Raw genomic sequence first — 14,369 nt, forward strand, 5'->3', positions numbered from 1 at the left:
TCACCTCATGAAAAAATGGAAAAGGTCCTCTTCAGGGTCGCAAGGATACTCTTTTCTCTTTTCCTTTTCAAAAGCAAATATTATCATTTGAGGTCTTCATCATACAGGACCCTGCCCACAACCCTGACAAAAGGGGCGAGCCTGCCCCGAAGGGCCGAACAGGGAAGAAAAGCCTGCCCCCTGACACCGTAACCCATCGGGAGTTCCCATGAACGTACTTCTTGCCAAGCCACGCGGATTCTGCGCCGGAGTCAAACGGGCCATAGCCATAGTCGAAAAGGCACTGGAGATCTATGGCGCGCCGATTTATGTGCTCCACGAAATCGTCCACAACACCACGGTGGTCAACACCCTGCGGGAAAAGGGCGTCGTCTTCGTGGAACAGCTCGAGGAGGCACCCGGAAACTCGGTACTCATCTTCAGCGCCCATGGGGTGGCCAGATCCGTGGAGGAAAGGGCCAGAAAGCTTGGCCTGCGGACCATCAACGCCACCTGTCCGCTGGTGACCAAGGTGCATCGCCGCGTGGCCCTGCTCAACAAAATCGGCTACGACGTCCTGGTGATCGGCCACCGGGGACATCCCGAAGTAGAGGGGACCTGCGGCCGGGCAAGCGGAGCCGTGCACGTGGTCTCCCGACCCGAAGACGTGGCCGCCCTCACCGTTGCCGATGACAACCGGGTCGGGTATGTCACCCAGACCACCCTGTCCATGGACGATGCCAGCGAGGTTCTGGCCGCCATCAGGGCCCGGTTTCCGAAGATCGACCAGCCCGAGCGAACCGACATCTGTTACGCCACCCAGAATCGACAGAACGCGGTCCGGGAGCTGTGCGAGGAGGTCGACCTGTTGCTGGTTGTGGGCTCGAAGAACTCCTCCAACTCCAACCGGCTCCGCGAAGTGGGCGAGCACCGCAACATCACTTCCCACCTGATAGACAATGCCTCGGAGATAGATCCAGCCTGGCTGCAGGGGGTGACAACCATCGGGGTGACCGCCGGCGCCTCGGCCCCGGAATCACTGGTCAATGAGGTCCTTGACCGTCTTCGCGACCTGGGCGCCATCTCCATCCGGGAGATGGAGGGCGAGGACGAGACCATCCAGTTTCAACTGGGCTGTCCGGAGCTGGACGAACTGGAGCCCGGCCCGGCCACATAGCAGCGCACCACCTGTTCCGCGGTTCGTGCCAGGTACTCCCGGGCCCTGGCCATGGCCTGCGCCAGGGTCACCGGCCCGGGACAGATGGAAAACACCGCGCTGATCCCCAACTCATATAACCCGTCAAGTTCCTCACCCACGGATCCGGCAAGGGCAACGCAGGGAATACCCTGCCTCCCTGCCGCCCGGGCCACTCCGGCCGGCGCCTTGCCAAAAGCGGTCTGAAAATCTATCTGTCCCTCGCCGGTCAGCACCAGGTCTGCCCCCTGGAGATGATCCTCCAGCTCCACGAGCTCCAGAACCAGCTCGATACCCCGCCGCAGCCTGGCCCCGAGGAAGGCGTACAAGCCGGCCCCCAGGCCACCGGCGGCCCCGGCTCCGGGCAGATTGCAGACATCGACGCCCAGGTCTGCCAGGATCACGCGGGCCAGGTTGGCCAGCCCCTCATCAAGCAACTCAACCTGTTCGGGCGTCGCCCCTTTCTGGGGTGCGTATACCCGGGCGGCTCCATTGTCTCCGCAGAGCGGATTGTCCACATCACAGACCGCCTCGATTTTTACATCCCGCAGCCTGGGATCCATGCCCGAGACATCGATGTGACGGATCGATCCCAGGGCCCCGCCGACGGGTTCAACCTCCTGCCCCTGCCAGTCGAGAAACCGAATCCCCAGAGCCTTGGCCATGCCGATGCCACCGTCATTGGTGGCGCTGCCGCCGATACCGACCACAATCCGCGACACGCCAAGATCCAGAGCGGCGCGAATCAGCTCACCGGTACCAAGCGTCGTGGTCCGACAGGGATCACGGTGCTCCGGAGGAACCAGTGCCAGACCGCTGGCCAGAGCCATCTCGATAACCGCCACCCCTTTGTCCGTCACATGGCAGAAATGGGCCTCCACCGGGGCAAAAAGGGGACCGGTTACCGTCCTGCGGATCAGTTGCCCACCCAGGGAACCGTGCACCACCTCAACCAGACCGTCACCACCATCGGCCACCGGGACCTCCACGACCAGGGCCCCGGGAAGTGCCCGACGCACGCCGGCGGCTATGGCCGCGGCCACCCCGGGGGCCGACAGACATTCCTTAAACTCATTGGGCGCAATGACGATTTTCATCTCCCACCTGCAGGTCAGCAAAAACAAATGTGATTACCACTGAAATTCAGCCACTGATACCTGAAGATGTCGGCCTCATCCGTTTCACGGGTGTCTGTGGCCTGGATGGCCACAGACAAGCCCCCAGGGACGGGTTTATGGCGTCCCGTGAAACGGATGAGGCCGACACCGGTTTCAATGTCAAAGATTGATGGTAATCAGAAAAAAAAGGGCCGGTATCCCTGACGAGATACCGGCCCTTGAAAATCTGGTGCCGAAGGCCGGAGTCGAACCGGCACGGACGAGGTCCACTGCCCCCTCAAGACAGCGTGTCTACCAATTCCACCACTTCGGCAACCTGAATCTATTTTCACCCTTTTCTATTTTTCGGTCGGCGCGTTCTCCGATGCAGACTTATCGGCCGCCGGCATGGTCGCCGGCGCTTCCCTGTCTTTCTGCTGCCCGGTGGTCGGCATGGGTATGGTGGCCGGCTCACTGGGTACCGTTGCCTGCGGCACCGGCGCAGGTGCCTGCACTTCTTTCATCACCGTACCGGTGCTCTTGTTGGCAGAAATGTAGGCCAGCGAAATCGAGGTACCCATGAACACGATAGCCGCAAAGGTGGTTATCTTGTTCAACAGCGGCACCGGCCCTTCGGTACCGAAAAGGCTCTGGCTCGACCCACCGAAAGTGGCCCCCACATCTGCCCCCTTGCCGTGCTGCAGCAGCACAATCACGATCAGGAACAGCGAGACCAGAACATGAATGATAATTAAAAGTGTTGTCATATAAAATGAATAATCCGAGCAAACGATTCGGATTTGAGTGCTGCGCCGCCCACCAGCGCGCCATCTATATCGGGCTCGGCCATGAGACTGTCCACGTTCTCAGGCTTAACCGAGCCACCATACAATATTCTCACTTGCTGAGCAAGCTTTTTCTCATATAGATTCCCAACAACACTCCTGATGAACCGATGGGCTTCCTGGGCCTGCTCCTTGCTCGCGGTCTTGCCGGTGCCGATGGCCCAGACAGGCTCGTAGGCAATGACCACCCGGGCCATATCTCCGGCCTCCACGCCGGCAAGCCCGGACCGGACCTGCTGCTCCAGGATCTGCATGGTGATCCCGTCTTCCCGATCTTCCAGGGTCTCCCCCACACAGAGGATCGGAACCAGCCCGAACCTGAGCGCCCCGCACAACCGCCTGTTGATCAGGTCATCGGTTTCCCCGAAGATATGACGCCGCTCAGAATGACCGACGATAACCAGGCTGACACCGAACTCCCTGAGCATCACCGGTGAAACCTCGCCGGTGAAGGCGCCCTGCTCCTCCCAGGCCACGTTCTGGGCCCCCAGCAGCACCGGGGAATCGGCCAGGACTTCCGCCACCGCAGGCAGAGAGGTAAAGGCCGGGGCAATCATCACGTCCCGGTCAGCCACGTCGGAGGCTGCGTCGGCAATGGTCCGGGCCAGGGCAACGGCCTGGTCCGAGGTCAGGTGCATCTTCCAGTTACCGGCAATCAAGGGTCTCCTTTCCATTTCGTCCTCCTCAGTTTTCCTGCCCCTCTTCCAGGGCAGCAACTCCGGGCAGCTCCTTACCCTCCATCAGCATGAGAAATGCACCGCCTCCGGTGGACATATAGGAGATGTTTTCAGCCTCGCCGAACTTATTCACCGCCGCGTTGGAGTCGCCGCCACCGGTGATGCTCAGGGCATGGGAAGAACCAACGGTATGGGCCAGGGCCATGGTACCGCGGGCAAAGGCATCCATCTCGAAAGCGCCCATGGGGCCGTTCCAGACAATGGTCTTCGCGTCTGCCAGGGCCTCGCCAAAACAGATCACCGAAGCAGGACCGATATCAAGGGCCATCCAGCCAGACGGAATGTCCTGGATGGTAACCTGTTTTGTCACGGCATCGGGGGCAAAGCCATCGGCGGCAATGACATCCACCGGCAGGTACACCTTGACCCCTTTCTCCCGGGCCCGGGCAAGCAGTTTGCCGGCCTCATCCAGGAGCTCATCCTCCACCCTGGAAGCACCCACATCGTACCCCTGGCTTTTGAGAAAGGTATTGGCCATGGCTCCACCGATCAGCATCCGATCCACTTTGGCCAGCATGTTGGTCAGAGCACCGAGTTTGCTCGACACCTTGGCGCCGCCAACAATGGCCACCAAGGGGCGGATCGGCTCATCCATGGAGCGATGGAAATAATCGAGCTCCTTTTTGAGCAGAAAGCCTGCTCCCTTGCTGGCGCATAACCTGGGCACCCCGACCACCGAGGCATGGGCCCGGTGGGAGACCGCAAAGGCATCGTTGACATAGACCTCGGCCAGGGCGGCCAACTGGCGGGCAAAGTCCGGATCATTCTCCTGCTCGCCTGGATGATAGCGCAGGTTTTCCAGCAGAGCCAGCTCACCATCCGCCATGGCACGGACCACCGCCTCGGCCTCGGGCCCGACGCAGTTCGGAGCGAAGGCGACATCGCGCCCGACAAGACGGCCAAGATGGGCGGCCACCGGGGCCAGAGAGTACTCGTCCACCCGCTGGCCTTTTGGCCGGCCGAGATGGGAACAGAGGATCACCCGGGCCCCCTGCTCCAGGGCGTACTCAATGGTGGGCAGGGCCATACGGATCCTGGTATCATCGGTAATTCCGCCCTGCCTGTCCATGGGCACATTGAAATCCACCCGGACAAGTACCCGTTTTCCCGCAATGTCCAGATCCCGAATTGTCTTCACACCCCCCTCCTTGCTCTGCAAAATAAAATCTGATTACCACTGAAATTCAGCCTTCGATGGATGAAGGTGTCGGCCTCGCTTGTTGCACGGGTGTCTGTGGCCTGGATGGCCACAGTCAAGTCCCCAGGGACGGGTTTATGGCGTCCCGTGAAACAAGCGAGGCCGACACCGGTTTCAATGACAAAGATTGATGGTAATCACAAAATAAAATCATCCGTCCCTGAGCTCCAAGCCCAGAATCAGGGCATCATCGGTGGGCTGACGGTAATAGTCCGGACGCCGGCCGACCTCGACAAAACCCTCTTTGGCGTAGAACCGCAAGGCAGTACTGTTCGCGCTCCGCACCTCCAGCAGACAGGAGGTGACACCGTGGCGCCGCAACGCAGCGACCCCGGCCCGCAACAGGGTACTGCCTATGCCCAGGCGCCGGCTCCGGTCGCGGACCCCGATACGCAGGAGTTCAGCCTCGAGCCCGCAAAACCGGAAAAAGCCATACCCCGCCACCTGACCATGCATTTCGAACACCAGCCGGATCCCGTGCTCGCCCTGCAGCTCGGCCTCGACAAGACTGCGGGACCAGGGCGTGTCCATCACCGCCTCTTCGATGGCGACAACCGATGCCACATCTCCGGCCCGCATGGGCCGGACACTCACACCATGCTCTGGGCTACAGATACGGTCAGCTCCCCGAGCATGTTGGTATAACTGCCAAGCTCGTTATCGTACCAGCCGTAGATCACAGCCTGGGTCACCGGCACCTCGAGCACCGGCGGCACCTGACCCGGCTCGAAATTGCATGACTTGACATGCTCCAGATTGACGGAAATGGACGCGGTCCGGGTGTGGGTCTCGGTGGCCTCGATAACCGCCGCTGCCTCGGGAATGCCGATGATATCCGACGATACGTTCTGCTCCTCGGAATACTCGAGATAGGGAGAACTGGCAGCAAAATCCCTGTAGATGGAATTGATCAACTCCCGGTTGATGGGTTTTTCCAGCTCATCCTGGAGGTTCAGCACCAGGACGATCAGGGAGCCGGTGGTGGTGGGTACCCGCACCGACTCGGCAATGAAACCGATGGATTTCATCTCCGGGATAACCAGGGCCAGGGCCTTGGCCGCGCCGGTGGTGGTCAGGATGATATTATTGAGAATCGAGCGGTTCTTGCGCAGATCCGTGGCTCCGGTGGCAGCCAACCGGTCCAGGACCTGCTGGCTGCCGGTGGCGGCATGCACGGTAACCATAGAGGCAGACAGCATCCGGTCGGCACCGAACTGGTCCATGAGCGGCTTGATCATATAGGAAAGACAGGTGGTGGTACAGGAGGCGGCGGAGATAACAGAGTGCCTGGCCGGATCATAGTCGTCGTCATTGATACCCATGACCGTGGTGACCGCATCATCAGGCATGTCGATCCCCTTGGATTTGATCTTGAACGGCGCGGAAACCAGCACCTTTTCGGCCCCGGCCTGCAGGTGACCCCGGACCGAACCGCGGGGATCGTCGGGATCGGCAGTGGGATCCTTGAACACCCCGGTGGTATCCACCACCAACCGGACGCCGTTCTCCTGCCACTTGATATCCCGGGGATTACGTGCCTCGCGCAGCACGGTGACCGGAACCCCGTTCACGGTCATGGTGCCGGCGGATTCATCGAGATTTTCAATAACCCGGCCGCCCCGGTGGCCGTGCAGATACATGGACAGCCGACCGTAGGTGGAATCGCGCTCGATGGCCGCGGCGATATCCTGCATGCCCTGGCCCACATCCCGGCCCAGATTGACCACGATTTCCGAAAAAAACTTGCGAGAAACATGGTGCCAAAGCGAAAGCTTACCGATTCTGCCAAGGCCATTGATTCCGAGTTTCATAGTGTCCATTCTCCTTTACTGGTATAATGTTCTCCTGAGCGGGCCGCCCCGGCTCAGAAAATTTCAGAAAAACAAAAAACAGCTCCCGTCCCCTGAAAAGGCAGTTTGGCCCCTCACTCACCGTGGTACCGGTGCCGGATAGCCCAGTTGCCAGTGAACATACCGCACAGCCTGGTATACGGTCAAGCCGTTCCATGGGCCAAACAGGCAATTTTTCACGGTATTTGTTGCACCCCAAAGGAAATTATCAATGCAGCTTCCCAAAATCAGACAATCCGCCACCCTGATCAAACGCTATAAACGCTTCCTGGCCGACGTGCTCCTGGAAGACGGCAGCGAACTCACCGTTCACTGTCCCAACTCCGGGTCCATGCGCGGCTGCTCCACCCCGGGCAGCCCGGTGATCATTTCAGACTCCGGCAATCCCGAGAGAAAATACCGCTGGACCCTGGAGATGGTCCGGGAAAAAGGGGTCTGGATCGGTGTCAACACCAACCTGACCAACAAGCTGGTCTACGAGGCATTGCGCACCGGGGTGATCGATGATTTCGGTCAGATCCACACCATCCGTCCCGAGGTCAGGGTATCGGACCGGAGCCGCCTGGATTTCGTCCTCGAGAGCGATGCAGGCCAGGTATATATTGAGGTCAAGAACTGCTCCCTGGTGGAAAACGGCAGAGCTCTCTTTCCCGACGCGGTCACGGCCAGAGGCACGAAACACCTGGAAGAACTGGCTCTTCTACGCAAAAACGGCGCCCAGGCCGCTGTTCTCTTCTGCGTCCAGCGGGCGGACGGGGCCTGGTTCGCCCCGGCCGACGAGATAGATCCCCTCTATGCCGACACGCTGCGCAAGGTAAGCGATCAGGGCGTCCGGATCCTGGCTTACCGGGCTGAAGTACAGCCGAACCAAGTCACGATCACCGAAAAAATTCCCTGCCGGATCTACCCCGAAGAGATGCCTTCCCGGTGAACGGGGGAACAGCCAGCCCTGAATCGCGGGGAAGGCGTCAGTCAGTGGCCCTCAGCTCAAAGGTGACCCGGCCTCCCACCATGGTGAGCACGGCCCGGCCCTGCAGCCGCCAGTCGAGAAATGGCGAGTTGCTGCTCTTTGAGACCACCATATCCTCGGTATAATCAAAGGAAAGTTCGGGATCGATCACCGTGATATCGGCCGGCTCTCCGGGAGAGAGTGAGCCGCCGGGCACGCCGAGGATGGCGGCGGGACGGACAGACATGCACTGTACCAGACCGACGGGATCCAGGACCCCGTCCCGCACCAGGGCAAGGGACAGAGGAAGAGAGGTCTCCAGGCCGATGATGCCGTTGGCGGCCAGATCGAATTCCACCTCTTTTTCCAGTCTGGAATGGGGCGCATGGTCGGTTGCAATGGCATCGAGCGTGCCATCAGCCAGCCCGGCACAGATGGACTGCCGGTCCTCTTCGGTGCGCAGAGGCGGATTCATCTTGGCGTTGGTGTTGTATCCCTCCACCGCCTCTTCGGTCAGGGTGAAGTAATGAGGCGTGGTCTCCGCGGTCACAGGCACCCCGCGCTCCTTGGCCCGCCGGATCAGGTCCACGCTCATGGCCGCGGAGACATGGGCGATATGGACCGGCCGGCCGGTGTATTCGGCCAGGGCGATCTCCCGGTAGACCATGATAGACTCGGCCGCGGTGGGAATACCGCGCAGGCCCAGACGGGTGGCGACCTTGCCCTCGTTCATGACCCCGTGCCGACTGAGGGAGGGTTCCTCGCTGTGGGAAATGACCGCCAGCCCGAAATCACCGGCATATTCCAGGGCCCGCCGCATGAGCTGGCTGTTCCAGACCGGCAGCCCGTCGTCCGAAACAGCGACCACGCCGGCATCCCGCATCTCGCCGAAATCAGCCAGGGTCTCGCCCCCACTCTGCCTGGAGATAGTGCCCACCGGATAGACCCGGGCAAAGCCCTCCCGGGCCCGCTCCAGGATAAGAGCGGTCACTGACCGACAGTCGTTCACCGGCCGGGTGTTGGGCATGCAGGCCACAGCAGTAAAACCACCGGCCGCCGCGGCCCGGGTACCGGAAACGATATCTTCCTTGTACTCCTCACCCGGTTCCCGGAGATGGACATGCATGTCGATAAGACCCGGCACCACCCAGCAGCCCGAGGCATCGACTTCTCGGGTACTGTCCGGCAGATCCCGGGGTGATTCCACCAGTACGCCATCTCGGACAAACAGGTCACCGACCCGGTCAATACCGTTTACCGGGTCGATGATCCGGCCATTCCTGATGCGCCAATCGTTGGCCATAATTATTCTTCTCTGTTGTTCCGTGGTTGCAGAATTTGTCACCTAAATCCTGCAGTTATCCGGCATTCGAAGTCGATACAGGCACATCTACGGCGTCGGCTTCACCGGTTTCGTGCTCGACGTACCAACAGTACGCCTGCGCCGAAACCGGCTCGCCTCCTTGTAGCTGCACCTGTTTCGACGTTCTCGGTGCACGAACAGTGATGCGGCCTGACCGCATGACGGCTGCAGGATTTAGGTGACAGGACAAAACAGGGAGCCGCGCCCCCGGCCGGCTCAGCTGTTTCCCATGACCAGGTACAAAAGAGCCATCCGCACCGCAACGCCGTTGGTAACCTGTTCCAGAATCACCGATCGCGGCCCATCGGCCACGTCGGGCATCAGTTCAATTCCGCGGTTGATCGGGCCTGGATGCATTATCAGGGCATCGGGTCGGGCCAGATCAGCCACCTCGCGTGTCACGCCATACTGCTGCGCATATTCCCGGAAAGAGGGGATCAGGGGATCGCTCTGCCGTTCCTTCTGGATACGCAGGGTCATCACCACATCGGCATCCCGGACCGCCTCTTCAAGGGACGGCGCCACGGTGGCGCCCAGATGTTCGAGATCCGGAGGCAGCAGGGTCGCCGGACCATAAACATGGACCTCCGAACCCATCTTGGTAAAACCGAGGATATCGGAATGGGCCACCCGGCTGTGAAGGATATCACCGATGATGGCAATTTTCAGCCCATGGAGCTTGCCCTTGTGTTCCCGGACGGTCATCAGGTCGAGCAGCCCTTGGGAGGGGTGTTCATGGGTGCCGTCCCCGGCATTGATCACGGCCGCATCCACATGCCTGCTCAGCATGTGCGGCGCCCCGGAAAAACTGTGACGGATGATGATGATGTCCGGATGCATGGCGTCGATATTTCGTGCCGTATCGATCAGGGTTTCACCCTTGACCGCGCTGGAAGTGGAGGCGGAGATGTTGAAGGTATCGGCGCTCATGCGCTTGGCCGCCACCTCGAAGGAGAGCCGGGTCCGGGTGGAGGGCTCGAAAAAGAGGTTGATGATGGTGTTGCCGCGCAGGGTGGGAACTTTCTTGATGGGACGGGCCGAGATTTCCTTGAACGATTCGGCGGTATCTAAAATGTATTGAATATCATCGGAAGAGAGATGATCGATGCCAAGGACATGACGATGTGAAAAAAAATATCCGGTGCTCATGTTTTTGCCGGAGCCATAATATGCTTAATGTACGATATCTCCCAATCGGTCCCAGCGGATGGAAGTGAATCTGTCCACGGAAAGCAGCGGTTTTTGTACGTCCCAGGACCAGTAAATGATAAAGGCCTTGCCCCGGACCGCGGACAGGTCCACATAGCCCCAGAATCGACTGTCAAAGGAGTTGTCCCGGTTGTCACCCATGACAAAGAGCTTGCCCTGGGGCACGGTGACCGGACCGAAATTATCGCGCGGGCTCACCGATCCCGGCAGAACCTTGGGATCGGTATGGATGGCGTACTTGTCCGGAGAGAGCCTGTTGTTGACATAAACCTTCTTGTTGCGGACCTGGACCGTGTCACCGCCCACGGCAACGACCCGCTTGATGTAGTCCAGTTTGGGATCGCGGGGGAACTTGAAGACAATGATATCGCCGCGCCGGGGTTTCTTGACGGGGACGATAATCTTGTCGATTACCGGCACTTTGATACCGTAGATGAACTTGTTGACCAGGATATGGTCCCCGATCTGCAGGGTCGGCAACATGGAGCCGGAAGGAATTTTGAAGGCCTGAACAACGAAGGTCCGGATAAAGAGCGCCAGGAGCAGGGCAATGATGATCGCCTCGGCGTACTCGCGGAAGACGGACTTCTTCTTGGTATTTTGCAGATATGCCACAGAAATTTCCGGAAAAAAGAAAAAGTAAAACAGCAGGTGTCAAAAAACTACCCGAATCCACAGGAAGTTTCAAGGAGGTTTTCTTCCTCCCCACCCGGTCCTGGAGCCCCTGACAACACAAGATAAGATCTCAGCCCATAAAAAAACACAACATGTGGTATGAAACAGGGGTTACGTGCCATATCCGTTTGTTTTTCCATGGTTAAAAAGTTCAATTTTTTTTACTCATTACTTGACAAAGGTTTTCATTTATGACCAGAATACAAGCAGACGAATAATTTTATAGTCTTATCTCTGTTTTTCCCCTTCGCTTCCAGCCAGCTTTTTTTTTCGCCAGGTGACGCAAAGGAACAATACTGAATGGCAAAAAAAGAAAAACTCATTACCGGCGTCGACATAGGGTCCCACGCGGTCAAGGTGTGTCAACTCGAACGGGCCGGGGACTCCTACCGGCTGGTTGCCCTTGGCTGTGGCGCGCTGCCTCCCGGAGCCGTGGAGGATGGCACCCTGCAGGATCCAGAAGAGGTGGGCAGGGTCGTCCGTGCCCTCTTCAACAACCTGAAGATAAAAAGCAACAAGGTGGGCATCTCCATTTCCGGCTATTCGGTGATCGTCAAAAAAATCCAGCTGGAGGTTATGGACGAAGAGGAACTGGCCGAATACATCATGAGCGAGGCCGAGCAGTATATCCCCTTTGACATCGAGGACGTCTATCTGGATTTCCAGGATCTTCGCACGGCCTCCGAGGAAAACGAGCGCACCGATGTCATGCTGGTGGCAGCAAAGAAAGAGGTCATCGACGATTACCTGACCATGCTTCAGGAGCAGAAACTCCAACCCATGCTGGTGGACGTGGATGGCTTTGCCCTGGAAAACATCTGGCACATCGCCTCGGCCAGCGAGGAGAATGTGGCCCTGGTGGATATCGGGGCCGCCAAGATGAACATCAACATCATCGCTGACGGGGCCTCTGTTCTGGCCCGGGACATCGCGGTGGGCAGCGAGCAGCTGACCGACCAGATAGCCCATGCCCTGGGCATCGACTACGACGAGGCGGAAAAAATCAAGCTGGGGCTCGTCCCGGCCGGGGATCGGGAGCGGGAGATAAGCGATATCTTCACCCAGACCTGCACCCAGTGGGTTCTGGAGATCAAAAAGGCCATTGACCTTTACCTGTCCAACAATCCGGACAAGCCGCTTTCCCGCCTGGTTCTCAGCGGTGGCGGCTCCAAAGTTTCCGGACTCAAAAAATTCATCGGCCGGGAAACCGGGCTCGAAACCGTCCAGTTCAATCCCTTTGCCAATATGAAAGTAAACAAGAAGAAGATCGACCAGGAATATCTTGACAAGGTTGCACCGGAAATGGCCATTGCCGCCGGCCTGGCAATACGCCCGGCTCAGTTCTGAGTGGTACGCACATGGTCTATATCAACCTTTTACCAGTACGGGAGATTAAACAGCGGGTCCGGGCCAAACGGCAGCTGTTGGGTATCGCCACCGGGTTCATCTGTCTTCTGGTCATCCTCGGGATCGCAGGATACATGCAGGCCGGCAAAGTGGAGCGGCTGCGGCAGGAGATCAGCTCGCTGAAAAAAGAAAAGCAGCGCTACAAAAAAATAGGGCGTCAGATAAAGCAGCTTGAAAAAGACCGGCAGCTCATTGAAAAACAGATCGAGATCATCAGGCAACTCAAGAGAAGCTCGTCCCTGACGGTCCATATCCTCGACGAAATAGCCAATATCACGCCCACCGACCGCATGTGGCTGATGTCGCTGTCCCAGACGGGCAACAATCTCCAGCTCTCGGGAATGGCTCTTGATAACCGCACCATTGCCAAATACATGGAAGACCTGAAGAGGTCCCCCTATATCAAGTCGGTCAACCTGGTCAGCAGCTCCCTGAAAACCTACGCGGGGCGCAACCTGAAATCCTTTTCTCTTTCCTGCAGCATAGGGGTTCCCGAAGAGGCCAAGGGGAAAAAGCTGCCCGAAAAAAAATAACCTCTGTTTGTTTATGACCTCCATCAGCGCCACGTCGAAACTGGATACCTTTATCGACGAAAAATATCTGCCCCTGGACAAAAAGGTCAAACTCGGCATTACCGCGGCCCTGTTTCTCCTGCCGGTGCTCCTGTTCTACTTTCTCATCTACATGCCCGGCCAAGACAGGATAAAAAAACTCAACCGCGAGAAAACCGCCCTGCAGACTGAGATTCGCAAGGCAAAGAAGGCGGCTGCCAATCTGCCCCGCTACAAGAAGGAAATGGAGGAGCTCAAAAGGCAGTTCGAGGAAATAGCCGTGGTCCTGCCCAAGAAAAAGGAAATACCCGAACTGCTCAGAAACATCTCTGATCTCGGCAAATCAGCCGGGCTGGACTTTCTCTCCTTCAAACCGGGCAAGGAGATCCCCCGGGATTTTTACGCCGAGATCCCCATCAATATCTCTATCCGGGGTCCTTACCATAACATGGGTTATTTCCTGGACCGGGTGAGCAAGCTGGACCGGCTGGTCACGGTCAACAACATCAAGATGGGCTCTCCCAAGCGCGAAGGGGGCGAGATGCTGCTCAACTCCACCTGCCGTCTTCTGACCTATCGCTTTACCGGTCAGCAGGTACAGAAAGACAAAAAAAAGAACAAGAAGAAAAGAAGGAAACGGTAGCAGCGCATGACTTGTGAATGGACAAAATATTTGTGTCCCAGAGCCGAAGACAGTGGGACGTCCGGCGTACCCGGTGAGCAGCCACCGCGTTTCCGTGTCCACGGATCCCGGCGCCATCCCGCCCAACGGGTTCCAGGGTGCTGCAGACCGTCTTTCACAGTTGCGGCCATCATGGCGCTGTGGTTCGGTCTGGCCGGAGCCGGTGTCCAGCCCGCCCTGGCGCTGGCAACCGGCCCACAAACCGATGGCCGGAAATCTGCCTCCACCACCGGCTCCCCCGTCATGGACGGCGATACCGGTTTTGAATATAAGCTGGAGGGCCGCCCCGACCCCTTTGTGCCTTTTCTTTCAGAAAAAGCGACCACAACCCAGGTCAATCCCGACGAAATAGTCGAGGAAGAAATTGAACTCAGCGGCATGCGCCAGTTCGAACCCGGTCAGCTGAAACTTGTGGCCGTTCTCATCTCTCAAGGGGAGAAGGTCGCCATGGTGGAAGATGTCACCGGCAGGGGCTATATCCTCAAGACCGGCACCCCCATTGGTCGACGCGGCGTTGTCAGTGATATCCAGGAGGACCAGGTGATCATCACAGAGACCGCCCGCACCCGATCCGGCAAAGAGATAAAAAATACCGTTGTCATGCGTTTGAATAAAGAGGGAGATAACTAAAT

General features: G+C 58.4%; 15 protein-coding genes and 1 tRNA gene. 6 read left to right on the forward strand and 10 right to left on the reverse strand.

The window, feature by feature from the left end:
- The first annotated feature begins 208 nt into the window (after positions 1-208).
- Positions 209-1,156, forward strand: coding sequence for a 4-hydroxy-3-methylbut-2-enyl diphosphate reductase (ispH, locus tag GF1_RS13465; RefSeq protein ID WP_267927072.1), 948 nt, complete (start codon positions 209-211; stop codon positions 1,154-1,156).
- Here ispH and GF1_RS13470 read toward each other — a convergent pair.
- The 7 genes from GF1_RS13470 to GF1_RS13500 all read right to left on the reverse strand — a co-directional run bounded on the left by GF1_RS13470 (position 1,105) and on the right by GF1_RS13500 (position 6,862).
- On the reverse strand, positions 1,105-2,271 hold the full coding sequence (locus GF1_RS13470) for a glycerate kinase (RefSeq protein ID WP_267927073.1): 1,167 nt from the start codon (positions 2,269-2,271) through the stop codon (positions 1,105-1,107). The two genes, ispH and GF1_RS13470, sit on opposite strands and share 52 nt — an antisense overlap.
- A gap of 248 nt (positions 2,272-2,519) precedes the next feature.
- Positions 2,520-2,605: transfer RNA gene (locus tag GF1_RS13475), tRNA-Leu, on the reverse strand.
- Between the two features lie 25 nt (positions 2,606-2,630).
- Positions 2,631-3,038, reverse strand: a complete 408-nt coding sequence (secG, locus tag GF1_RS13480; RefSeq protein ID WP_267927074.1) for a preprotein translocase subunit SecG — start codon at positions 3,036-3,038, stop codon at positions 2,631-2,633.
- Positions 3,035-3,790, reverse strand: coding sequence for a triose-phosphate isomerase (gene tpiA, locus GF1_RS13485; protein WP_267927076.1), 756 nt, complete (start codon positions 3,788-3,790; stop codon positions 3,035-3,037). The genes secG and tpiA overlap by 4 nt, the downstream gene beginning before the upstream one ends.
- 10 nt (positions 3,791-3,800) lie before the next feature.
- Complete coding sequence (locus GF1_RS13490; protein ID WP_267927077.1) at positions 3,801-4,991, reverse strand: phosphoglycerate kinase; 1,191 nt, start codon at positions 4,989-4,991, stop codon at positions 3,801-3,803.
- 210 nt (positions 4,992-5,201) lie between these two features.
- The gene (gene rimI, locus GF1_RS13495) at positions 5,202-5,645 is read right to left on the reverse strand and encodes a ribosomal protein S18-alanine N-acetyltransferase (RefSeq protein ID WP_267927078.1); all 444 of its coding nucleotides are present in this window, start codon (positions 5,643-5,645) and stop codon (positions 5,202-5,204) included.
- Entirely contained in the window at positions 5,642-6,862 is a 1,221-nt protein-coding gene (locus tag GF1_RS13500) for a type I glyceraldehyde-3-phosphate dehydrogenase (protein ID WP_267927079.1), read from the reverse strand. Before GF1_RS13500 ends, rimI begins: the two co-directional genes overlap by 4 nt.
- Positions 6,863-7,112: 250 nt before the next feature.
- Between GF1_RS13500 and sfsA the strand changes: the two genes are divergently transcribed.
- Positions 7,113-7,832 (forward strand): DNA/RNA nuclease SfsA, encoded by a 720-nt coding sequence (gene sfsA, locus GF1_RS13505; RefSeq protein ID WP_267927080.1) that lies wholly within the window; start codon positions 7,113-7,115, stop codon positions 7,830-7,832.
- A 37-nt stretch (positions 7,833-7,869) separates the two neighbouring features.
- Here the strand turns inward: sfsA and GF1_RS13510 are convergent, their stop codons facing one another.
- From GF1_RS13510 to lepB, 3 genes are all read right to left on the reverse strand, one after another.
- Positions 7,870-9,153 (reverse strand): dihydroorotase, encoded by a 1,284-nt coding sequence (locus tag GF1_RS13510; RefSeq protein WP_267927081.1) that lies wholly within the window; start codon positions 9,151-9,153, stop codon positions 7,870-7,872.
- A gap of 276 nt (positions 9,154-9,429) precedes the next feature.
- Positions 9,430-10,362, reverse strand: a complete 933-nt coding sequence (locus GF1_RS13515; RefSeq protein ID WP_267927082.1) for an aspartate carbamoyltransferase catalytic subunit — start codon at positions 10,360-10,362, stop codon at positions 9,430-9,432.
- Positions 10,363-10,386: 24 nt separating this feature from the next.
- Positions 10,387-11,028, reverse strand: a complete 642-nt coding sequence (lepB, locus tag GF1_RS13520) for a signal peptidase I (RefSeq protein ID WP_267929150.1) — start codon at positions 11,026-11,028, stop codon at positions 10,387-10,389.
- Positions 11,029-11,397: 369 nt separating this feature from the next.
- On the opposite strand from lepB, the gene pilM reads away from it, so the two are divergent.
- The 4 genes from pilM (at position 11,398) to GF1_RS13540 (ending at position 14,367) form a co-directional block, all read left to right on the forward strand.
- A complete protein-coding gene (pilM, locus tag GF1_RS13525) occupies positions 11,398-12,444 on the forward strand; it encodes a type IV pilus assembly protein PilM (protein ID WP_267927083.1) in 1,047 nt (348 codons plus the stop codon).
- 11 nt (positions 12,445-12,455) lie between these two features.
- Positions 12,456-13,037 (forward strand): PilN domain-containing protein, encoded by a 582-nt coding sequence (locus GF1_RS13530; protein ID WP_267927084.1) that lies wholly within the window; start codon positions 12,456-12,458, stop codon positions 13,035-13,037.
- 13 nt (positions 13,038-13,050) lie between these two features.
- On the forward strand, positions 13,051-13,698 hold the full coding sequence (locus GF1_RS13535) for a type IV pilus inner membrane component PilO (RefSeq protein ID WP_267927085.1): 648 nt from the start codon (positions 13,051-13,053) through the stop codon (positions 13,696-13,698).
- A 171-nt stretch (positions 13,699-13,869) separates the two neighbouring features.
- Positions 13,870-14,367, forward strand: coding sequence for a pilus assembly protein PilP (locus tag GF1_RS13540; protein WP_267927086.1), 498 nt, complete (start codon positions 13,870-13,872; stop codon positions 14,365-14,367).
- Positions 14,368-14,369 lie beyond the last annotated feature (2 nt).

Source organism: Desulfolithobacter dissulfuricans (genome assembly GCF_025998535.1).
Lineage (GTDB): Bacteria > Desulfobacterota > Desulfobulbia > Desulfobulbales > Desulfobulbaceae > Desulfolithobacter > Desulfolithobacter dissulfuricans.